This window comes from Streptomyces sp. NPDC051567, assembly GCF_044454165.1.
In the GTDB taxonomy this organism is placed as follows: domain Bacteria; phylum Actinomycetota; class Actinomycetes; order Streptomycetales; family Streptomycetaceae; genus Streptomyces.
This window is the reverse complement of sequence record NZ_JBITDK010000029.1, coordinates 13388-34290: the sequence shown is the minus strand read 5'-3', so window position 1 is coordinate 34290 and position 20903 is coordinate 13388. Positions and strand designations below refer to the sequence as shown.

Here is a 20903-nt window from a genome sequence, read left to right as displayed (position 1 = left end):
CTCCTGCGTTCAGCGGCGGGCGTCTGTCTGCACGAAGAGCACGCCGAGGAAATGGCCCTGCTTCTCGCCCGTGAACCTGAAATCCAGACGGCGGGCCCCACCGGAAAGGGCGGGGCTCAGATCGAACACGTCCGCGTCATATCCGAGGTTATTCATATGTTCAGGCTGTCGCACGAAAGAACGACGCCCGAAATCCGTGATCGTAGAATTCATCACATCATGGGAGGGATTTCCGGAATCGCTGATTTCCACCCGGCGCCCCCGGTCCGAGGTCACGGTGAGTGAGTCCCCGGGAGTTCCCCGGTCCCCGTCGTACCCGACCACCCCGGCCCACCCCGCGGCCCCGGCCGGCACGTCCAGTCCGACGATCCCGACCGTCTCCCCGGCCGTCTCCCCGGCGCCCTCGGCGAAGCCCGCGAAGCCGTCCCACAGCGAGACCCGGCGCACCGGCTCCCGCGGGTGCTCGTAGGCGGCGACCAGCGTCCAGCCGCCCCAGGCACCCGTCCCGGAGTGGCCCATGGCGATGTTGAGCTGCGCGGCCGTCCACATCCCGGCCCCGCCCTCGCGGACCAGCGGGGTCACGTCGGCGGACGCCTGGTAGGCGTCGGAGCCCGCGTCGCTGCGGTGCCCGATCACCGTGTCGGCCAGCACCTCCTTGTAGGCGCCGCCCGGCTCGGCGAGCAGCACCCGCCCGCTGTCCTCGGGCGGCTTCTGCTCGCCGACCCGCAGGTTCCCGCCCCAGTAGAGCCGCGCGTACGAGACCTTCGCCCCCGGCGGGAGCCGGAGTTCGGCCCGGGTCGAGTTGTAGGTGTCCGGGTCCTCGTCGACATCGCTGTAGAACATCTCGAAGTCGCCGTTGACCCCGGCGGCGCCCCGCTCGACCTCCCCGCACGGCCGGGCCCCCGCGGACTCCTGCCGACGGCAGCCGATCGACGCGTTGGAGGCCCGGACCAGGCCGCCGTGACGCACGGCCTGATAACGCTGGGTGAACGGAACGCGGGCCTTTTCCCCGGGAACCGGAACCTTCGGCCCGGCGAGGACCACCGCACCCGCCATGGGGACGTTCGCCGAAAGGGTGAGGCAGGACAGCAGACCGAGCACGCCGAGGATTCTGCGGGAGGAACCCACACCCATGACCCAGTCTCCATTTTCGATCAAGGGGACAAAACAGGAGTGAACTTTGTCAGAAAGCGGGCGGGAAATCACGCTGGACTCGCCTGTACGGCCTTTTGGGCGATCACACGCACCCTCGCAGTGGGCGGGTCGTTATGACCGGACCGCCCCACCACCCGATTAAGGAAAAAGAACGAGAAGGGGAAGGGGAAGGGAAGCAGAAGAAACCGCCGCGCCCCCACCCGCACCCGCGCCCCTCACCGCCCCGGCCCCCGGCACACGGCGGGCAGGTCCGCGACGACGGAAGGGGCCGTCCGGGCACCGGAGGGGCCCCCGCTCCCTCACTCGTGTGAACGCCTGAGCGTCAACCTCGCCCCCCGAAACGGCGGCATCCGGGTGAACCCACGCAACCCCTGCCGGGGCCGGGCCGTTGATCCCAGTGCTCCAGTACCGGGCAATCCTGCAATTAAGGGACGACAATGATCAAGAAGATGATGGCCACGGCTGCGGTCGCAGCCTCGGTCGTGGGTATGGGTGCCGCCATGGCGCCGCAGGCGATGGCCATCGGGAACGACAACGGCGTCAACACGACCAATGGCAACGGTGCCGCGCAGATCTACGGCAACCAGGCCACCTACGGCAACATGAGCCCGCAGATGGCTCTGATCCAGGGCTCGCTCAACAAGCCCTGCATCGCCCTGCCGGCCAAGGCCAACGTCCAGTCCGTGCTGGCCCTCATCAACGTCGGCGTCCAGGACATTCCGGTCCTGTCCAGCCCGCAGACCCAGCAGTGCACCGAGAACTCCACCCAGGCCAAGGGCGACGAGGCCCTCTCGCACATCCTGGACAACATCCCGATCCTCTCCGGCAACGTCTCCGCCGGCAGCTGATCGAGCCCCGCGCCAGCGAGGCCGTCGCACCCTTCGGGTCGCGGCGGCCTCGCCGCATGTGGGCCCCGGCCCCTGTCCCGCACCGCACGGGCCCGCCCCGCCCCGCCCCGTCCCGTCCCGTCCCGTGAATAACGGCAGGAATTCGCCAATAATTCAGGCCGGGCATCGGAGTGAATTACCGGGCGCTCCCCGGAAATCTGCGGTTTCTTTTCCCGGGGCCGCTCGTTGTTGTTTCTGCAGTGGACACGCCTCTGCGGGAAGGAACGAAATCAAATGAGCTACAAGAAGGCTGTACTCTTCGCCGCCGCCGCCCTGATGGCTGTCGGTGCCGCCTCCCCCGCCATGGCCGACGCGGGCGCGTCGGGCGCGGCCATCGGCTCCCCGGGCGTCCTGTCCGGCAACGTCGTCCAGATCCCGGTGCACGTGCCGGTCAACGTCTGCGGCAACAGCATCAACGTCATCGGTCTGCTGAACCCCGCGTTCGGCAACACCTGCGTCAACGCCTGACGAATCGTGCTCGCCCGCGAGGGCGGACTCTCCTCGAAGGTGGCCCCGGAGTGCACGGCGGTGCACTCCGGGGCCGCCCTCGATCCAGCACCGGCTCGCGCGCCGGTAGACAGGGAAGGACCCATGCGACAGGTACTGAGCCGACAGGTACTGGGCAAGGGGATGCTCACGGCGGCAGCCGCGTCGAGCCTGCTGTCGATGGCGGCCGGCGCGGCCCACGCGGCCCCCTCCACGACGGCCGAGGTCACCAACTCACCGGGCTTCCTGTCCGGCAACAGCGTCTCGGTACCGATCACCTTCGCGCCGAACGTGTGCGGCAACAGCGTGGACGGCGCCGGCGCGCTCAACCCCGCGATGGGCAACACCTGCGCCACCACGACCGGCTCCGACGCCGGCCACGACTACGGGCGGTACCTGAGCCCCGAGCAGGCCGAGGCGTTCGAGCGCTACCTCGACGAACGCGAGGCCGCACGCCCGCAGCCCGGACCGCGCCACGCGAAACCGCGCCCCGAGCAGCCCCGTCCCCCGCAGCCCCGCTACCAGGACGGCGGCCACGGCCAGAGCCACAGCCACGGTCCCGGCCGGGCGAAGAGCCGGGCGGAGGAGGAGCGCGACGACCACCCCGGCGCCTCCTCCGGGACCTCCGGGACCTCCTCCCGCCCGGCGCCGCACCACGCTCCCCCCGCGCCCGAACGGCCCCTGCCGAAGCCCGCGGCGCACCACCCGGCCCCGCATCCCGGGCCCGCGCACGCCGCACCCGGACCGGTCCACGAGGTACCCGGGCCGCGCCCGGCGCCGCACCCCGCACCGGCGGCCGAGGCCCCGAAGCCGCTGCCCGCACCGGCCCCGGCCCCGGCACCCGCCGCCGAGGCGCCCCACACCCTTCCGGCCCCCGCGCCGTACCCCGCCCCGGCCGCCGGGGCGCTGCGGCCGGTTCCGGGTCCCGCGGTCCACGAGGCCCCCGTACCGCTGCCCGCACCGGCACCGGTCCTGGAGGCCCCCGCGGTCCGGCCTCCGCACGGCGGTCACTCCGTGGCACGCCCGGCTCCGGCACCGCTCCCGGCGCCCGCACCCCTGCGTCCTGCGGACCAGCCTCCGGCCCCGCCCGGCGGGGACGCTCCCGTCCACCTGACGCCACCGGCTCCGGCCGGGCCCGCCCCCGTGCAGGCGCCGCCCGCCCCGGCGGTCGCCGCGCCCGCGCTGGCCGACACCGGGGCGGGCCCGGCCGGAGCCGCCGCGGCCCTCGCCTCGGCGCTGCTCCTGGGCGGCGCCATTCTGTACCGGCGCTCCCGCACCGCCTGACCGGCATTAACGGTAATCAGAAGAAATATCGGCCGGAGAATCCACTGTCGGATTCTCCGGCCGCTCCTGTGCGCCCCTGCGGACCGCGTTTCCGTAGCGCCGGGGAATCGTTACCCAAGGCAAAAGCGGCGCGACGGTCGTCGCTGGAAAAGGATTTCGACAATGAAGCTCTCGAAGATCGCCGCTGTCGTCGTCGGCTCGGTCGCCGCCCTCGGCGCCGCCACTCCCGCGTTCGCCGCCGAGACCCAGGCCGCGATGCCGCCCATGAGCCTCACCGGCGGGGTGACGGAGGCGATCGACGCGGTCAGCCCCGTGTCCGAGGCGCTCCCCCAGACCTTGGGCAACGGACTGGCCGAACAGGGTGACAGCGTCAACAAGGTCGTGGGCACCGTCCAGCAGCTCAACAAGATCCGCAACGACGTGCCCGGCGAGCTGCTCAAGCTCGCCAACGGCGCCACCCAGGCGTCCCCTCAGCTCCTCGGCGGGGTGAAGCTCAACGGCGGCAGCTGAGCCGCCACCGGACCGGACACGACTGTGGGCGCCACCGGCGAGGCCGGGGCGCCCACAGTCGTGTCCGGTCGTGAACGTCAGTCGTTGACGCAGGTGTTGCCGAACGCGGGGTTCAGCAGACCGATGAGGTCGATGGTGTTGCCGCAGACGTTGACCGGAACGTGCACCGGGATCTGGAGGAGGTTGCCGGACAGCACGCCGGGCGAGCCCACGGCCGCGCCCTCCGCGCCCGCGTCGGCGACGGCGGAGCCTGCGGCACCGGCCGCAGCGAGACCGGCGGTGGCCAGAACCAGGGCGGCCTTCTTGGCAGAGTTCATGGGAAGTGCACCTTCTGTTCGATGTTCTGCCCCGATCCGGGGCTCACACCGAGCGAAACGGTCCGCCTTCCCGGACGACACGGTTGTACACGCGATCAGACCTGTTCAGCCCAATAGTCGTAACCCCGTGGCGGGTTGCGCCCGTTGTCCTCCCTTCACCCGCTCTTCCGTCCCTCCGCCTTCACCCTTCCGGCTCCACCCGCCTCCCTACGGGACCGGAGGCAGCGGCGGGGTCACCGGAGGTGCCGGGAGCACCGGGGCCGGCGGGACGGCGGGGAGGGCCGGGGCCGGCGGAAGGGCCGGGAGCGCGGGAACCGGCAGGGTCGGCAGGGACGGGAGCGCCGGGCTGGGGAGCGGCGGCAGAGGCGGCACGCCCGGGAGGGACGGCAGCGGAGGCAGGGATGGGAGGCCGGGGAGCGAGGGCAGGGGTGGAAGCGGGGGGAGTGGCGGGAGGGATGGGAGGGGCGGCAGTTGGATCGGTGGGAGGGTCACCCCGCCGGGCAGCGTCAGCCCGAGCGACTTGAGGAGGGCCGCGATGCTCGCGGAGATGCCCGCGACGAGGTCGTCGACCGGGCCGGCCGCCGCCCGCTCCCCGAGCTCCTCGATCTGCTGCTGGACGGCGGCCACGCGCTTCGCCTGCTCGGCGGCGCCACCACCGTCCGCGGCGGCCACCGGGGCGGCCGTACCGGCCAGTATGGCGACGGCGAGGAACGACGGGACGAGGACGCGGGCGCGGGACGGCTTCGTGCGGTGCATGGGCGTTCCCTCTCGTGGTCGCACAGGAGCGGACGGGACTGGCCCGCTCCCTCACCCACCGTGCAAACACCTTGCACGGAGCGCAACACGATCTTGAACGGCTGAGGGCTGCGTACGGGCTTCGCGCACGCGTCCGGAGAAGGCTCACCCTGGGCGGGGAAAAGCTCGCCCCACACAGGCCGTTTGAGTGAAGCAGCGGAACCAACCCTCCGGTGGGGCAGTTGGTCAGGGCGCTCCACTAGCGGGCACTCGTGCGACAAAAGGATCAAGATGCTCAAGAAGATCATGACTGCTGCCGCGGTCTCCGCCATCGCGGTCGGCGCGGGCGCTGCCGCTGCGGCCCCGGCCATGGCCATCGGCAACGACAACGGGGTCAACACCGTCAACGGCAACGGCGCCGTCCAGGCGTACGGCAACCAGAAGACCCACGGTGACCAGAGCCCGCAGCTCAGCCTGGTCCAGGGCAGCCTGAACAAGCCCTGCATCGGCCTGCCGGCCAAGGTCAACGCCCAGTCGCTGATCGCGCTGCTCAACGTCGGCATCCAGGACGTCAACGTCCTGTCCAACCCGCAGAACCAGCAGTGCACCGAGAACTCCACCCAGGCCAAGGGTGACGAGCCGCTCTCGCACATCCTCAGCAACATCCCGGTCCTCTCGGGCAACGCCTCCGTCGGCAGCTGATTTCCGCCGCCTTCCGGTTCCGGGCGTCTCGCGTCCGTGGAGTGACGTGACGAGGGCCCCGGCAGCGTCCAGCTGCCGGGGCCCTCGGCCGCCCGGGTGGAGTCAGCCGGTCCAGAACTCCCACCAGCGGGTCAGGATCAGCATCCCGATCACCCCCGTGTGCAGGGCGGGCGGGGCCCAGCCGAAGTCGGTGAGGAAGGACCGCACCGGGGCGGGGGCCGGGAGGGCGCCGGTACGGACGGTGTGGGCGACGACCGCCCAGAACATCAGCAGGGTCGCCACCCAGGCCAGGCAGCACCACAGGCAGAGCGCGTTGATCTCGTAGAGCGACTGGATCATCAGCCAGGAGCAGAAGACGACGCCGAAGAGCGTGCCCGCGGTCAGGCCCAGCCAGAACCAGCCACGGTAGCGGGCCCCGGCGAGGAGGCCCGCTCCGACGCAGACCACGACGGCGTAGGCGACCAGTCCCAGCAGGGGGTTGGGGAAGCCGAAGGCCGCCGCCTGGTCGCTCGCCATGACGCTGCCGCAGGAGACGACGGGGTTCAGGCTGCACGCCGGTTTGAAGTCCGGGTCCTCCAGCAGCAGGAACTTGTCGAGGGTGATCACCCAGGCGGCCAGCGCCCCGGCGGCTCCCGTGAGGACCAGCAGCCAGGCCAGCCGGCGGACCGGGACGGCCGGGGCGCCCTCCTCGTGACCACGGGACGGCCCCTGCTGGCGGGGGACACTCGCTGTATTCGTTGCCATGTGGCCCATAGTCCCGCGCTCTGCCACAGAACGGGTCCAATCATGCTTATTCATAGGTAAGTTGACCTGAAGGTGTGGCGGGAACCCTTGATGCTTCCCGGACGTTTTACCGAATCCCGGACGCGATGTCCGGACCGAGGGGCTACTTTGAGCTTCCGCTGAGTGACAAGCTGCGACGGCCTGGAGACCCACCTTGAGCGATCCGTACGAGACAACCGAGGCCCACCTCGACCGACTCCTGGGCCGCGCCCTCAACTCCTTCGACCTGCCGGACCGGTTGGTCGAGCGCCTCGGGACCGCGCTCGCCCACAGTTCCTCGCTGTACACCACCCACCACAGCCCGGCGGCGGGACGGTGGCGGGAGACCCGCCGGCACACCTACCTGCTGGCCGACGGCGGCGCCGTGTCGCTGTGGGAGCTGGTGTACCGGCAGGAGCGCGACCGGTCCGTGCGGCACGAGGTCTTCGCGAGCAAGGAGGAGACCTCCCTGGCCGTGGCCCGGCTCTTCGGTGAGCCGCCGGTCGAGCCGCTCCCGGACCCCGCGCCCTGCGACGGCGGCCCGGACCACGGCGCGGCCGCGCTGAGCGCGCTGTTCTCCGCCCCCACCGCGGCGGAGCGGCACCGGGACTACGCCGCGGACCACTCCGCCGACCACGCCCGGCGGGTGCTGCGCCGCGCGGAGAACGCGGACCGGCCCGGGGAGCGGACGGCGGGGCTGCTGCGGTCGGCGTACGCGCACCAGATCACCCAGGCGTTCGGCGCACGGCAGTGCCTGACGGACGGGCGGGACGCGGGTTTCCGGCTGTACGAGCACGCGTTCCTGCTGCTGGACGGGACCGAGCTCAGCCTGTGGGAGGTCGAGCACACGGCGACCCCGGACGGCCGGCACATGTGCGAGGTGTACGAGAGCGAGCAGGCGGCGCGCGGAGCGATGGAGCTCCGGGCGCGGGTGCGGTGACGCGGGGCCGCCGTACGGGTGCGGCGGCCGGACAGGGCTGAAACGGTGACGGGCACGTCCGCCGGAAGGGCGGACGTGCCCGTCACCGAGAACGCCAGGGGGTGCGGGGTCCGGATCAGCCCGCCGGGACCTTCTCCGGGGCGGCGGCGGGGACGGTGGCCGGGGTGACCGGGCCGGTGCCCGGGGCCGCGGGGCGGCGCTGGGTGCGCGGCAGCAGGAACATCACCGCGAAGATCACGAACAGCACCGCCACGACCCACCACAGCGCGCCGCGGAACGCCTCGACGTACGGCGTCCCGAACACCTTGTCGTCGTCGATCAGCCCGAAGAAGACGACGGAGGTGAGGCCGAGGCCGAGCGCGTTGCCCGTCTGGCCGGTGGTGTTGATCAGGCCGGAGGCCGAGCCGGCGTGCTCGCCCGGGACCTCGGACAGCACGGTGTCGGTGAGCGGGGCCACGATCAGGCCCATGCCGAGGCCCATGACGACCAGCGGGGCGGCCATCTGCCAGGGGTTGATCCCCATGCCGTAGTGCTGCGACTCCCAGATGTACAGGAGCAGACCGGCGGCCATCAGCAGCGCGCCCGCCTGGAGCACCTTGCGGCCGAAGCGCGGGACGAGCTTCTGGACCGAGATGCCCGCGGCGACGGAGACGGCGATCGAGAACGGGATGCCGGTGGCGCCCGCGCGCAGGGCGCTCCAGCCGAGACCCATCTGCATGTACAGCGTCCAGACCAGGAAGAAGATGCCGGTCACGATGCCGAAGGTGAGCTGGACGGCGATGCCGGCCGCGAAGCTGCGGACCTTGAAGAGGGAGAGCTCGACCAGCGGGGAACCGTCCTTCTCGACCTTGTACTTCTCGTACCGGAGGAACGCCGCGAAGACAAGCGGCGCCGCGCCCATGCACAGGAAGCCCCACAGCGGCCAGCCGTGCTCACGGCCCTGGGTGAGCGGGAAGATCAGCAGGACCAGGGCGAGGGTGGCGAGGACGACGCCGACCAGGTCGAGGCGGAGGGCCTTGGGGGCCTTGGACTCGGTGATGAACTTGTGGCCCAGGATCACGCCCGCGATGCCGACCGGCAGGTTGATCAGGAAGATCGGGCGCCATCCGAGGCCGAAGAGGTCCCACTCGGTGAGCAGCGCGCCGAGGATCGGGCCCGAGACGGCGCCGAGGCCGACGATCGCGCCGAACATGCCGAAGACCTTGCCGCGCTCGTGGGCCGGGAAGGTGACGTGGATGATCGCGAGCACCTGCGGGACCATCAGGGCGGCCATCGCGCCCTGGAGCAGGCGGGAGGCGACGAGCATGCCCGGGTCGGCGGCGATGCCGCAGAGCAGGGAGGCGGCGGTGAAGCCGGTGATGCCGATGAGGAAGAGGCGCTTGCGGCCGTAGATGTCACCGAGACGGCCGCCGGTGATCAGGCCGGCGGCGAAGGCGAGGGCGTAGCCGGCGGTGATCCACTGGATCGCGCTGGTGGAGGCACCCAGGTCCTCGCGCAGGGTGGGGATCGCTATGTTGACGATCGTGACGTCGACCAGGTCCATGAAGGCGGCGGTCATCACGATGGCGAGCGCGAGCCAGCGGCGCCGGTCGCCGGGCGGGGTGGCGGGGTCCGCCGGGGCGGTGGAGGGGTCGTCGTGGGTGTCGCGTACGGGCCCGTTCCCGCGTGTGGGTGAGGTCCTGGGGGTCTCGGTGGTCATGGGGAGAAACCTAGACGGGATATAGGCCAGCTTCTGTCCTACTTCGCTGGCAGCCTGGGAGACATGACCGACACCCCGGCCCGGCTGCTGTCCCTGCTGTCCCTCCTGCAGACTCCGCGCGAATGGCCCGGGAGCGAGCTGGCGCAGCGGCTGGGGGTGAGCGTCCGGACGATCCGCCGTGACATCGACCGGCTGCGGGAGCTGGACTACCCGGTGGAGGCGACATTGGGCGCGGAGGGCGGGTACCGGCTGGTGGCGGGGGCGGCGATGCCGCCACTGGTCCTGGACGACGAGGAGGCGGTGGCGATCGCGGTGGGCCTGCGGGCGGGGGCCGGGCACGCCATCGAAGGGGTCGAGGAGGCTTCCGTACGGGCTCTGGCCAAGCTGGAGCAGGTCCTGCCGGGGCGGCTGCGGCAGCGGGTGAGCGCCTTGCAGTCGGCCACGGTCGCGCTGACCCGGGGGGACGGGGCGAGCGTGGACCCGCGGACGCTGACGACGATGGCGTCGGCGGTGGCGGGGCCGGAGCGGCTGCGGTTCGCCTACCGGGCGCGGGACGCGGTGGCGACGCGGCGGCTGGTGGAGCCGTACCGGCTGGTGAGCACCGGGAGCCGGTGGTACCTGGTCGCCTACGACCTGGAGCGGGAGGACTGGCGGACCTTCCGGGTGGACCGGGTGGGCGACGCCTTCGCGACGGGGGCCCGGTTCACACCGCGGAAGATGCCGATGGACGCGCAGGCGTTCGTGCGGCGGGGGCTGCGGGGCGGGGAGACGTACACGGCGGACGTCACCTTCGCGGTGGGGGCGGACCGGCTGCCGGTGTGGCTGCCGGCCGATGCGGTGGCTGTGGCGGTGGCCGGGGCGGGCGGCGGGACGCGGGTCCGTTTCGGGAGCGGGGACGCGCCGGAGTGGCTGGCGGCCCGGCTGGCCCTGACGGGGCTCCCCTTCACGGTGCACGGCCCGGCCGTCCTCGCCGCGGGCGCGGCGGCCCTCGGCGCCCGCCTGACCCGGGCGGCGGACGGCGTCGGCGCGTAGGCGGCCCCCGGTCCGGGGTGCGGACAGGGGGGAGCCCCGGCACCAGGGGGGGGTGGGTGCCGGGGCTCGTCTGTGGGCCGGGCCCGGGGGCCCGGCGGCGGCGGTCAGGCCACGGCGTCGAAGCCGGTGTCGTGAGCCATGCGCTTCAGCTCCAGCAGCGCGTGCTTCTCGATCTGCCGGATCCTCTCACGGGTCAGGCCGTGCTGCTTGCCGACCTCCGTCAAGGTCCGCTCGCGCCCGTCGTCGATGCCGTACCGCATCTTGATGATCGACGCCGTGCGCTGGTCGAGCTTGCCGAGGAGTTCCTCCAGCTCCTCGCTGCGCAGCAGCGAGAGGACGGACTGCTCGGGGGAGATCGCGGAGGTGTCCTCCAGGAGGTCACCGAACTGCGTGTCGCCCTCCTCGTCCACCCCCATGTTCAGGCTGACCGGGTCACGGGCCCAGTCCAGGACGTCGCCCACGCGCTTCTCCGTCGAGTCCAGCTCGGCGGCGATCTCCGCGTGCTCCGGGTCGCGGCCGTTCTCACGGTTGAACTCGCGCTGGACCCGGCGGATCCGGCCGAGCTCCTCGACCAGGTGGACGGGGAGACGGATGGTGCGGGACTGATCGGCGATGGAGCGGGTGATGGCCTGGCGAATCCACCACGTGGCGTACGTGGAGAACTTGAAGCCCTTGGCGTAGTCGAACTTCTCGACCGCGCGGACCAGGCCCGCGTTGCCCTCCTGGATCAGGTCGAGGAGGGGCAGGCCGCTGCGCGGGTAGCGCCGGGCGACGGCCACGACCAGGCGGAGGTTGGAGCGGATGAAGACTTCCTTGGCGTGCTCGCCCTCGGCGGCCAGTGCCTCCAGCTCGGCGCGGGCGGGGGTGTCGCCCCCGCGCTCTATCGCGCCGTCGAGGATCTGCCGGGCGTACACGCCCGCCTCGATGATCTGGGAGAGCTCCACTTCCTTGGCCGCGTCGAGCAGCGGGGTGCGCGCGATCTCGTCCAGGTACATGCCGACCAGGTCGCGGTCGGCGATCTCCCCGCCCACAGCGCGAGCGCTGCTCGTGGACTGACGACGGGCGACGGCGCGGGTTGCCATGCGTGCTCCCTTGCGATGAGTTCGGTCGCGGTGCGGCTGCCGGACGCGCCCGGTTCCGCTCGTACCGCCCGGTACCCGCTGTCACCCGGTCCTGAGGTGCCACCTGGTACTGACCCGTACGGGGGTGGTGCGCCCTCGGACACTCTCCCGAGTGCCCGCTTCCGAAGGAAACAACGACCGGAATCGGGACAGAATTCCCACGCGGCTCCCTCCTTTCCCGGATCTTGCAGTATCCTGCCCCGCCATGAGCGAGGAAAGAATGGTGTCAGAACCGGAAGAGGTGCAGGTCAGGCCCGGGATGGAGGCCGATCTGCCGACCCTCACGGACCTGTACAACCACTACGTCCGTGAGACTGCCGTCACATTCGACACGACCGTCTTCACTCCGGAACAGCGCCGCCCTTGGCTGCACTCCCACCCTGAAGACGGGCCCCACCGGCTCCTGGTTGCCTGGACCGGCGGCCGGATAGCGGGATATACGACAAGCAGCGCTTTCCGCCTGAAACCGGCGTACGCCCCTTCGGTGGAGGTCAGCGTCTACCTGGCCCCGGACGCGGGCGGCCGGGGTGTCGGGACGGCACTGTACGAGGCGCTCTTCAAGGAGCTGGAGAAGGAGCCGGTGCACCGCGCGTACGCCGGGATCGTCCTGCCGAACGACGCCTCCGTCCGCCTCCACGAGCGGTTCGGCTTCCGCCGGGCCGGGGACTTCACCGAGGCGGGGTGGAAGCTCGGCCGCTACTGGGACATCCGCTGGTACGAGAAGGAGATCGGCCGCGCGGAGGGGACCGGGCCGGGCCCGGAGCCGGCGGGCCGGGGTCGGGCCGCCGGCTAGCCGAACTGGAGCGAGCGCTTCGAGAGGCCCATCCAGAAGCCGGTCACCGGGTCGCGGCGGGCGGCCAGGTCGCCCGTGGCGTCGGCCGCGCCGAGGGTGACGAAGAGCGGGGCGAAGTGCTCCGTACGGGGATGGGCCAGGCGGCCCGAGGGGGACTTGGTCTCGAAGTCGAGCAGGGCGTCCACGTCCCCGGCGGCCAGTGCTTCGTGACCCCACGCGTCGAACTCCGCCGACCAGCCGGGGACGCCGGGGCCGGGGTGGCGCAGTGCGGCCAGGTTGTGCGTGAAGAAACCGCTGCCGACGATCAGGACGCCCTCGTCGCGCAGCGGGGCCAGCTTGCGGCCGGTCTCCATCAGGCGGCGGGGGTCCAGCGTCGGCAGGGAGATCTGGAGCACCGGGACGTCCGCCTCCGGGAACATCTCGACCAGCGGGACGTACGCGCCGTGGTCGAGCCCCCGGTCCGGCATGTCCTGGACCGGGGTGCCCGGGGCCCGGAGCAGCGCGCGGACCGAGGCGGCCAGCTCCGGGGCGCCCGGAGCCCCGTAGCGGACCTCGTAGTAGTGCGCGGGGAAGCCCCAGAAGTCGTGGACGAGCGGGACGGTCACGGTGGCGCCGAGGGCGAGCGGGGCCTCCTCCCAGTGGGCGGAGATCATCAGGATCGCCCGGGGGCGGGGCAGCGCGGCGGACCAGGCGGCCAGTTCGCCCGGCCAGAGCGGGTCGTCGGCGAGGGGCGGCGCCCCGTGGCTGAGGTACAGCGCCGGCATGCGGGCCGGCGGGGCGGGGGGCGCGGCGGCGGCCACGGGGGCCTGGGTTTCGGGGGCCGGGGTCACGGGGCGCTCCTCGTTCGTCACTGCGGGGCCCCTCCGGCAGCCGGACGGCCCCTCCTTGTTCAAATTTGAACGAGAAGGGGCCGTCGTTTCATTCCCGGGCTTCGGTCAGTGGGCGATCACGGGCATCTTGGGCGCGGCACCGGTGTCGGTGTCCGCTCCGGGACCCGAGGCGGCGGGGTCGCCCGCGTCCGGACGGCCCGCGGTGATCAGGGCCAGGGCGAGGGCCGCGCTGATCAGCAGGACGCCGACCGCCCACCAGATGGCGGCGGAGTAGCCCTCGACCATGGCCTGGGCCTGGACCAGCCGGGCCGCCGGGCCGCCCGCCGCGGCCTCGGCCGCGTGGTCGGTCAGGTACGCGGTGGTCGCCGAGGCGGCGATGGTGTTCAGCAGCGCGGTGCCGATGGCGCCGCCGACCTGCTGCGAGGTGTTGACCATGGCGGAGGCGATACCGGCGTCCGCCGGGTCCACCCCGTAGGTGGAGAGGGACATGGCCGGCATGAAGGCCGTGCCCATGCCGAGGCCGAGCAGGAGCTGCGCGGGCAGGATCAGCGCCGGGTACGAGGAGTCGACCTCCAGCTGGGTCAGCAGCAGCATGCCGGAGGCGGCGACCAGGAAGCCCGGCCCCATCAGCAGGCGCGGCGGGACCCGGTTCATCAGGCGGGCGCCGATCTGCGTGGAGCCCGCGATCATGCCCACGACCATGGGGAGGAAGGCGAAGCCGGTCTTGACGGGCGAGAAGCCCTTGACGACCTGGAGGTAGTAGGTGAGGAAGAGGAACAGGCCGAACATCGCGATGACGGCGAGGCCGAGCGAGAGGTAGACGCCGCCGCGGTTGCGCTCCAGCAGGACGCGCAGCGGCAGCAGCGGGGAGCGGACCTTGGACTCGGTGAGCACGAAGGCGGCCAGCAGCACGACCGAGGCGACGAACAGGCCCACGGTCAGCGGGTCCGACCAGCCCTCGGACTCGGCGCGCGTGAAGCCGTAGACCAGCGAGACGAGGCCGAGCGTGGACAGGACCACGCCGGGGATGTCGAGCGGGGCGCGGTTGCGGGAACCGGCGGGCTCGCGGATGACCAGCCAGGCACCCACGGCCGCGACGACGGCGAAGGGGATGTTGACGAAGAAGGTCCAGCGCCAGTTGAGGTACTCGGTGAGGAAGCCGCCGAGGATCAGGCCGACGGCGCCGCCGCCGCCCGCGATCGCACCGTAGATGCCGAACGCCTTGGCCCGCTCCTTGCCGTCGGTGAACATCACCGCGAGCAGGGAGAGGGCGGCCGGGGCGAGCAGCGCGCCGAAGACGCCCTGGAGGGCGCGGGCGCCGAGCATCATGGCCTCACCGGTGGCGGCGCCGCCGAGCGCGGAGGCCAGGGCGAAGCCGATGAGACCGACGACGAAGGCGTTCTTGCGGCCCCACGTGTCGGCGATCCGGCCGCCGAAGAGGAGCAGTCCGCCGAAGGCCAGCGCGTAGGCGGTGATGACCCACTGGCGGTTGCCGTCCGAGATGCCCAGGTCGGTCTGGGCGGAGGGGAGGGCGATGTTCACGATGGTCGCGTCGAGGACGACCATCAGCTGCGCGAGCGCTATGAAGACGAGCGCCTTCCAGCGGCTGGGATCGGCGCCCAGCGGCCCGGTCTCGGCTGTTTTTGACATGGGGGTACCCACTTCGCTGTGCAAATGACTGAAAAGGGAAGTTCGGAGGAGGTGTTCGGGGGGCTGGGGGTGGGGGGCTGGGGGTGGGGGGCTGGGGGTGGGGGCTGGGGACGTTCGGGGCGGGGCGGCCGTGCGGGCCACCGGGCCACCGGGCCGGTCCCGGGGTCAGCCGGCCTTCTGTCGCAGGTCCTCCATGGTGGCCGCCGAGCCCGGCAGCACGGAGCGGGCCGGGGTGCGCAACCCGTCCAGGAACAGCTGGAGATGACGGTGGAAGAAACGGTCCACGTCGAGACAGGCCGTGCCCGGGAGCGGGCGGCTGAGCTGGGAGAGGGCGATCATCAGGTCGCCGACGCCGATGTCCGCCCGGATCAGGCCCGCCCGCTGCCCCTCGGCCAGCAGGGCCGCGCTCGCCGCGTCCAAGGCGTCGCGCGCGGCGAGGAGTTCGGGGTGCTCGCGGTCGAAGTCCCCGGCGAGCATGGGGCACAGGGCGCCGATCCGCTCGTCGGCCGCGGCGTGCGTGAAGCGCTGGAGCGCGGCGAAGGCGTCCGGCTCCTCGGCGAGGGCCGCCTCCGCGTGGGCGGCGACCCGGTCCATGACGAAGAGGACGACGTGGTGGACGAGGGCGGCCCGGTCGGGGAAGTGCCGGTAGAGGGTGGCGTTGCCGATGCCGGCCCGGCGGGCGACCTCGTCGAACGGGGCTCCGGGTCCGAACTCGACGAGCACCTCGCGGGCGGCCGTCAGGATGCGCTCCCGGTTGCGGACGGCGTCCGCGCGGGGCCGGGGCGTACGGGGCCGGGGCGTACGGGGCGTCCGGTCCGGCTCCTGTGCCGGTTCCCGGTCCGGCTCCCGTGCCGACTCCCGGCCGGGGTGCCCCGCAGGGTGCTCCGCCGGGGTGGCGACGGCGGTGGAGCGGTTCATTGCGGGGCCTTCCTGGCACGGGGACTCGTACGGCCGTCCCCAAACGGGGAACTGGTCCCCACTTCGCGGGACTCCCATGCAAACGGGGATCACGTCCCCGGTTATTTCACTCGTTGGTGTGAGCCGAGCCACACGCCCTTCCACGTTCGGCCGCCTCCGGCGCGCGGGCGCGCCGCGCCCGGCGGAGGGTGATCGCACAGAGCGCAGACCGGGCCCGGCCGGCTGCCGCGCACCGGAAGGCGATCTCCATGACGCAGACCCGCCGCCGGATATCCGCACCGCACCGCACCCGCGTGTACATCGGCCTCACCCTGCTGGCCCTCGGCGTCACCGCGACCGCCAGCACCGCCGTACCCGACCGCAGCCGCTCGGCCGCCGGGCCCGTGGCCGCGACCACCGTCGAGTCGGCGCTCGCGCCCTGCCGGATAGCCGGTGCGATGGGCGTCCAGCTCTCCGAGGGGCTGCCGACCCCGCCCGGGTACGCCCGTTCGACCGGCGAGGTCCGGGCACTGAACCTGATGATCGACTTCCCCGACGCCAAGGGCGAGGGCACGGCCGCCGACCGGATGGCCGAGTTCTTCCCCCAGACCTCCGACTGGTTCCGCACCAGCTCCTACGGCCGCCTCAGCTACCGCGCCGAGGCCCCCGTGACGGGCTGGCTCCGGATGCCGATGCCCTTCGCCTCGTACGGGATCGAGCGCGGCTCCCCGTACGAGCCCGGTTACCGGCAGCTCGTCGAGCACATCGTGAAGGCCGCCGACTCCGAGGTGGACTTCAGCCGCTACGACCTGGTCAACATCCTCGTCACCCCGAACGCCGGGCCCTCCGCGCTGGACACCGTCCTGTCGGTCACCTTCTCGGGCAACAACGAGGCGCCGGTGGCCGACGGGGTGCCGCTCGCCAACACGTCCTTCGTCTACAGCCGCCAGGACGACGGCTCCGGCAGCTACCGGGAGACCGGCTACCGGGTGCTCCCGCACGAGAACGGCCACGTCTTCGGCCTCCCCGACCTCTACACCGCGGACGGCGGGAGCGCGGTCGGGCACTGGGACATCATGAGCGAGGACTGGGGTGCCAACAACGACCTGCTCGGCTGGCACAAGTGGAAGCTCGGCTGGCTGGACGGCACGCAGATCAGCTGCGCGGCGAAGCCCGGCATCAGCGACCACGTCCTGTCGCCGCTGGCGGTGGAGGGCGGCACGAAGCTGGCCTTCGTCCCCCTGTCGGAGAGTTCCGGCTACGCGGTGGAGGTGCGCACCCGGGCCGGGAACGACGAGGCCGTCTGCAAGCCCGGGGTCCTCATCTACAAGGTCGACTCCGAGGTGGACACCGGACGCGGCCCGGTGACGGTGACGGACAGCGCGCACGCGAGCGGCGGCTGTACCAGGCGGCCCAACGTCCACGCGGAACTGTCGGACGCGCCGTTCCGGCCGGGCGAGACCTTCACCGACGAGACCTCGGGCATCAGCATCTCGGTGGTGGGCGAACTCCGCAACGGCAGTTACCAGGTCCGCATCACCCGCCCGTGAGGGGCGCCCGGGGCCGGGGGCCGGAGCCGGTCGGGCGTGCCGGCAACGCGGCCGGGTGCGGTCACCCGTGCGGCCGGGTGGCTCCCGATTGGCGGGGCGGGCGGCGCGGGCTTTAGCTGGACGTGCCCGGGCGCATCTCCGGTCCGGGAGCCCCGCCCGAATCACGGGGACGGCGCGGGAACGGTGTGAGGACGGCGTGGGGATGGTCCATGAGCAGCGGTGACACCTCGGCGCACGGCGCACCCGGAGCGCACGGAACACCCGGCCCGGCGGGACAGGCCGGACAGGCGGGCCCGGCCGGACAGGCGGGCCCGGCCGGACAGGCGGGCCCGGCCGGACAGGCCGAGCTGACCGAACTGGCCGCGTTGCGCGGCAGGGTCGCCGCCCTGGAAGCGCGCGGGCCGCACCGGCCCCGCCACCGCGCCCGGTCGGCCCTGGCCGCCGTACTGATCGCGCTGGCGGTCGTCATGGCGCCCCTGTCGGTCGTCGCGGTGTGGACCAGCGCCATCGTCGGCGACACCGACCGCTATGTCGCGACCGTGGCTCCGCTCGCCTCCGATCCCGCCGTCCAGGCGGGCGTGGCGAACCGGGTGAGCGGCCTCGTGACGGAGCACATCGACACCGCCGCGCTCCTCGAACAGGTGGCACCGGACGACCGGCCGAAACTTGAGGCCGCGCTGGGCAAGCTCGACGGGCCCATCAACGCCGCCCTCAAGAACCTCGTCCAGAACGTGACCGCGCGGTTCGTCTCCAGCGCCGCGTTCGCCACGCTCTGGACCGAGCTGAACCAGCGCGCGCACGGCGCCGTGGACAAGGCGCTCACCGGCGGGGGCGGCACGCTCGTGCTCAAGGGCGACGCCGTCACCGTCGACCTCGCCCCGGTGGTGGAGGAGGTCAAGCAACGGCTCGTCGGCGAGGGACTCACCGTGGCGGGCAAGATCCCCGTCGTGCACACCGGCTTCACCGTCATGAGCTCCGAGAAGCTCGGCACGGTCAAGGCCGGGTTCAGGCTGCTCCAGATCCTGGGGAACTGGATGCCCGCCGTCACCGTGCTGTTCGCCGCCGCGGGCGTGTTCCTCGCCTCCCGGCGCCGCCGGGCGCTGATCACCACGGCGCTCGCCGTCGCCGTCTCCGTCGGCGCCCTCGGGATCGGCCTGAGCCTCTTCCGGCCGTTCTACCTGGACGCCCTGCCGCCCTCCGTCAGCCCGGCCGCCGCCGGGTCGGTCTACGACACCCTGATCCGTTTCCTGCGCGCCGCCGTGCGCACGGTGGTCACCCTCGGCGTGCTGGTCGCGGTGGGCGCCTGGGTGAGCGGCCCCGGGCCCCGGGCGGTGCGGACCCGTACGGTCTGGCAGGCGGGGATCGGCGCCGCACGGAACGCGACGGGCGTGGACACGGGCGCCGCGGGCTCCTGGGTCCGCCGCAACAAGACCCGGCTGAACTGGGGCGTCGTCCTGCTGGCGGCACTGGTGTTCGCCCTCTGGTCGCACCCGACCGGCATGGTCACGTTCTGGCTGGCCCTCGGCGTCGTCGGGGTACTCGCGGTCGTCGAATTCCTCGGCCCGGCCAACGGCACCGGCGCCGGCGCTGGCTCTGGCTCTGGCTCTGGTGCTGGCTCTGGTGCCGATACTGACGCCGATGCCGCCGACTCCCGTGCCGGGGCCGGGGAGCGTCCTGCCCCGGCGCGGCCTCGCGGATGAACGGCGCCGGTCCCGGGAAGAAGCGGCCGGGCGCCGACGCTGAGGACCGTATGACACGTGGACACGACATCACCATCGAGCAGACCGGCCCGCACGTGCGCGTCGTACGGGACGGACAGGTACTGGCCGAGAGCCGACGCGCCGTCACGCTCCGGGAGACGGGCTGCCCCGTGCGGTACTACCTGCCGCCGGAGGACGTACGCATGGACCTGCTCACACCCTCCGACACCCGGACCCACTGTCCCTTCAAGGGCGACGCCCGGTACTGGTCCGTACCCGGCGGCGCCGACATCGCCTGGGCGTACCCGGACCCGAAGCCCGCCGTCACCGCGATCGCGCACCACCTCTGCTTCTACGACACCGAGCTCCTCTGACGCCAGAACCCCGGGCCACGGTCGGCCCTGCCGGCCTCGTCACGAGCCGGTGGCACTGCGAACCCCCGGGGGCTCGCAGTGCCGTAATGGGGGCGCACCCGCGCGGCACGATCAGCTAGGCTGTCTGCGGTCAGTCGGCCACTCCGCACGCACGGGAGAAGATGTCCAACCGGACATCCCGCCCATGCCGTGGGCGTGCCGGCCGATCAGCTCGACTGCCTTCGTAGCTCAGGGGATAGAGCACGGCTCTCCTAAAGCCGGTGTCGCAGGTTCGAATCCTGCCGAGGGCACAACGCATTACCGCTCTGACCTGGGGTTTCTCCCCCAGGAAGGGGTTCTATTCGGCCTCGGACTCGTCGTCCGGGGCCGTTTGCGTGAGCGGACGGAGAGTTGATCTCCCGAATTTCTCCCAAAGGATCAGCATCATCCGGCACGGACTCCGGGCCGGGCTCCTCCGCCGCGTCGGGCTGGGGCTGGGACTCAGTGATAGGTCGTGCGCGTGGTACGAGCCGGGCCGCAGCCTCGGCAATGGCCAGGTCCGCCTCGGGGAACAGGCTCGTGTACGTGTCGGCCGTGATGGTGATCGACGAGTGGCCGAGCATCTCCTGGATGTCCTTCAGGTCGGCTCCGGCCGCGCGAGCCAGGGTCGCGGCACCGTGGCGCAGGTCGTGGAAGCGGATCGGCGGGAGGCCGATCTCCTCGTACAGCTCGATGAACCGGCGGGTGACGTTGGCGGGGTGGAGCAGTTCACCGTTCTCCCGGGTGAAGACGCGACCGGTCTCCACCCAGGCGCTCCCCCACCTCTCGCGGTCCTCGTCCTACTGGGCGATGGCGGCGTTCAGCGCGGCTCTGAGGGTGGAGCGGACACGCTGGCGCGTGGCGGCACCAACGATCCGGCGGTAGGGCTCCATCTCGTCGATGGCGGCCTTCATCACCTTGCGGTGAGCGCGGTGTTCGCGGCCCTTCCAGGGGATCTGTGCGAGGCCCTCGAACGCCTTGCGCCTGGCTGCGTTGCCTTCGGCTATCTCGACGTTGGCCTCGGCGATGACCTCGAACAGCTCCGACAGGTGGGCCACGCGAAGGCGGTCGAGCCGGAGGTGGCCGATGCGCGGTTTGAGGTGGACGCGGATGTTGCTCTCGTCGCGACTGATCGCGCTCTGCCGCCCCTTCTTGCCGGCCAGCCACATGTCCAGCCAGTCCCCGACAGTGAGGCGGCTGGTCAGGCCGAGGCCGTGGGCAAGGCGCCGCCGGGTGGCCTCGATGTCCGGCAGCGGTGACTTCTCGTCGGCGACCAGCTCCAGAAGCTCGGCGATGTGTGCGAGGCCCTCGGGGTCGTCGCTTTCGACGAGGCCAACAAGAGCGCGTACGTGGTCGAGGTCGGCCTGCGCCGCCTTCAAGGTGTCGTAGCCAGCGCGGCTGAAGGAGCGGCAGGTGCCGTCGTCGCGTGGCGGGAGTTCCTGGCGTATGGCGCCTTCGGCG

General features: G+C 72.2%; 22 protein-coding genes and 1 tRNA gene. 12 read left to right on the top strand and 11 right to left on the bottom strand.

The window, feature by feature from the left end; translation table 11 throughout:
• Positions 1–9 precede the first annotated feature (9 nt).
• Entirely contained in the window at positions 10–1134 is a 1125-nt protein-coding gene (locus tag ACIA5F_RS25545; RefSeq protein ID WP_399356793.1) for a DUF3344 domain-containing protein, read from the bottom strand.
• Positions 1135–1592: 458 nt separating this feature from the next.
• Here ACIA5F_RS25545 and ACIA5F_RS25540 point away from each other — a divergent pair, with 458 nt between their 5' ends.
• From ACIA5F_RS25540 to ACIA5F_RS25525, 4 genes are all read left to right on the top strand, one after another.
• Positions 1593–2003 (top strand): rodlin, encoded by a 411-nt coding sequence (locus ACIA5F_RS25540; RefSeq protein ID WP_399356792.1) that lies wholly within the window; start codon positions 1593–1595, stop codon positions 2001–2003.
• A gap of 273 nt (positions 2004–2276) precedes the next feature.
• Entirely contained in the window at positions 2277–2510 is a 234-nt protein-coding gene (locus tag ACIA5F_RS25535) for a chaplin (protein WP_399356790.1), read from the top strand.
• Positions 2511–2633: 123 nt separating this feature from the next.
• Positions 2634–3812 (top strand): chaplin, encoded by a 1179-nt coding sequence (locus tag ACIA5F_RS25530; RefSeq protein WP_399356788.1) that lies wholly within the window; start codon positions 2634–2636, stop codon positions 3810–3812.
• A gap of 162 nt (positions 3813–3974) precedes the next feature.
• Complete coding sequence (locus ACIA5F_RS25525) at positions 3975–4322, top strand: hypothetical protein (RefSeq protein WP_399356786.1); 348 nt, start codon at positions 3975–3977, stop codon at positions 4320–4322.
• Between the two features lie 77 nt (positions 4323–4399).
• Here ACIA5F_RS25525 and ACIA5F_RS25520 read toward each other — a convergent pair whose 3' ends face one another.
• Both ACIA5F_RS25520 and ACIA5F_RS25515 read right to left on the bottom strand, forming a co-directional pair.
• Positions 4400–4639 (bottom strand): chaplin, encoded by a 240-nt coding sequence (locus tag ACIA5F_RS25520; RefSeq protein ID WP_399356784.1) that lies wholly within the window; start codon positions 4637–4639, stop codon positions 4400–4402.
• Between the two features lie 207 nt (positions 4640–4846).
• Complete coding sequence (locus ACIA5F_RS25515; RefSeq protein ID WP_399356782.1) at positions 4847–5395, bottom strand: hypothetical protein; 549 nt, start codon at positions 5393–5395, stop codon at positions 4847–4849.
• A gap of 270 nt (positions 5396–5665) precedes the next feature.
• On the opposite strand from ACIA5F_RS25515, the gene ACIA5F_RS25510 reads away from it, so the two are divergent.
• The gene (locus ACIA5F_RS25510) at positions 5666–6076 is read left to right on the top strand and encodes a rodlin (protein ID WP_399356780.1); all 411 of its coding nucleotides are present in this window, start codon (positions 5666–5668) and stop codon (positions 6074–6076) included.
• Positions 6077–6178: 102 nt separating this feature from the next.
• On the opposite strand, the gene ACIA5F_RS25505 is transcribed toward ACIA5F_RS25510, so the two are convergent.
• Positions 6179–6820 (bottom strand): vitamin K epoxide reductase family protein, encoded by a 642-nt coding sequence (locus ACIA5F_RS25505; protein WP_399356778.1) that lies wholly within the window; start codon positions 6818–6820, stop codon positions 6179–6181.
• 193 nt (positions 6821–7013) lie between these two features.
• Between ACIA5F_RS25505 and ACIA5F_RS25500 the strand changes: the two genes are divergently transcribed.
• Positions 7014–7778: a DUF6227 family protein gene (locus tag ACIA5F_RS25500; RefSeq protein WP_399356776.1), complete on the top strand. Its 765-nt coding sequence runs from the start codon at positions 7014–7016 to the stop codon at positions 7776–7778.
• 115 nt (positions 7779–7893) lie between these two features.
• Here the strand turns inward: ACIA5F_RS25500 and ACIA5F_RS25495 are convergent, their stop codons facing one another.
• Entirely contained in the window at positions 7894–9477 is a 1584-nt protein-coding gene (locus tag ACIA5F_RS25495; protein ID WP_399356774.1) for an MFS transporter, read from the bottom strand.
• 63 nt (positions 9478–9540) lie between these two features.
• Here ACIA5F_RS25495 and ACIA5F_RS25490 point away from each other — a divergent pair, with 63 nt between their 5' ends.
• Positions 9541–10509 (top strand): helix-turn-helix transcriptional regulator, encoded by a 969-nt coding sequence (locus ACIA5F_RS25490; RefSeq protein WP_399356772.1) that lies wholly within the window; start codon positions 9541–9543, stop codon positions 10507–10509.
• Between the two features lie 104 nt (positions 10510–10613).
• Here ACIA5F_RS25490 and ACIA5F_RS25485 read toward each other — a convergent pair whose 3' ends face one another.
• Positions 10614–11591: an RNA polymerase sigma factor RpoD/SigA gene (locus tag ACIA5F_RS25485; RefSeq protein ID WP_399356770.1), complete on the bottom strand. Its 978-nt coding sequence runs from the start codon at positions 11589–11591 to the stop codon at positions 10614–10616.
• 259 nt (positions 11592–11850) lie between these two features.
• Here ACIA5F_RS25485 and ACIA5F_RS25480 point away from each other — a divergent pair, with 259 nt between their 5' ends.
• Positions 11851–12423 carry a GNAT family N-acetyltransferase gene (locus tag ACIA5F_RS25480; protein WP_399356880.1) on the top strand — a complete coding sequence of 191 codons (573 nt, stop codon included), beginning with the start codon at positions 11851–11853 and terminating at the stop codon, positions 12421–12423.
• Here the strand turns inward: ACIA5F_RS25480 and ACIA5F_RS25475 are convergent.
• From ACIA5F_RS25475 to ACIA5F_RS25465, 3 genes are all read right to left on the bottom strand, one after another.
• Positions 12420–13187, bottom strand: a complete 768-nt coding sequence (locus ACIA5F_RS25475; RefSeq protein WP_399356878.1) for a dioxygenase — start codon at positions 13185–13187, stop codon at positions 12420–12422. The genes ACIA5F_RS25480 and ACIA5F_RS25475 overlap by 4 nt on opposite strands.
• 171 nt (positions 13188–13358) lie before the next feature.
• Positions 13359–14903, bottom strand: a complete 1545-nt coding sequence (locus ACIA5F_RS25470; RefSeq protein ID WP_399356768.1) for an MFS transporter — start codon at positions 14901–14903, stop codon at positions 13359–13361.
• 165 nt (positions 14904–15068) lie between these two features.
• On the bottom strand, positions 15069–15821 hold the full coding sequence (locus ACIA5F_RS25465; RefSeq protein ID WP_399356766.1) for a TetR/AcrR family transcriptional regulator: 753 nt from the start codon (positions 15819–15821) through the stop codon (positions 15069–15071).
• A gap of 248 nt (positions 15822–16069) precedes the next feature.
• Here ACIA5F_RS25465 and ACIA5F_RS25460 point away from each other — a divergent pair, with 248 nt between their 5' ends.
• The 4 genes from ACIA5F_RS25460 (at position 16070) to ACIA5F_RS25445 (ending at position 19714) form a co-directional block, all read left to right on the top strand.
• The gene (locus ACIA5F_RS25460) at positions 16070–17350 is read left to right on the top strand and encodes a M6 family metalloprotease domain-containing protein (RefSeq protein ID WP_399356764.1); all 1281 of its coding nucleotides are present in this window, start codon (positions 16070–16072) and stop codon (positions 17348–17350) included.
• A gap of 209 nt (positions 17351–17559) precedes the next feature.
• Positions 17560–19050, top strand: coding sequence for a collagen-like protein (locus ACIA5F_RS25455; protein WP_399356762.1), 1491 nt, complete (start codon positions 17560–17562; stop codon positions 19048–19050).
• Positions 19051–19100: 50 nt separating this feature from the next.
• Entirely contained in the window at positions 19101–19424 is a 324-nt protein-coding gene (locus ACIA5F_RS25450; protein ID WP_399356760.1) for a DUF427 domain-containing protein, read from the top strand.
• Positions 19425–19641: 217 nt separating this feature from the next.
• Positions 19642–19714: transfer RNA gene (locus tag ACIA5F_RS25445), tRNA-Arg, on the top strand.
• Here the strand turns inward: ACIA5F_RS25445 and ACIA5F_RS25440 are convergent.
• On the bottom strand, positions 19676–20209 hold the full coding sequence (locus ACIA5F_RS25440) for a tyrosine-type recombinase/integrase (protein ID WP_399356876.1): 534 nt from the start codon (positions 20207–20209) through the stop codon (positions 19676–19678). The two genes, ACIA5F_RS25445 and ACIA5F_RS25440, sit on opposite strands and share 39 nt — an antisense overlap.
• Before the next feature lie 33 nt (positions 20210–20242).
• Complete coding sequence (locus ACIA5F_RS25435) at positions 20243–20821, bottom strand: hypothetical protein (RefSeq protein ID WP_399356758.1); 579 nt, start codon at positions 20819–20821, stop codon at positions 20243–20245.
• Positions 20822–20903 lie beyond the last annotated feature (82 nt).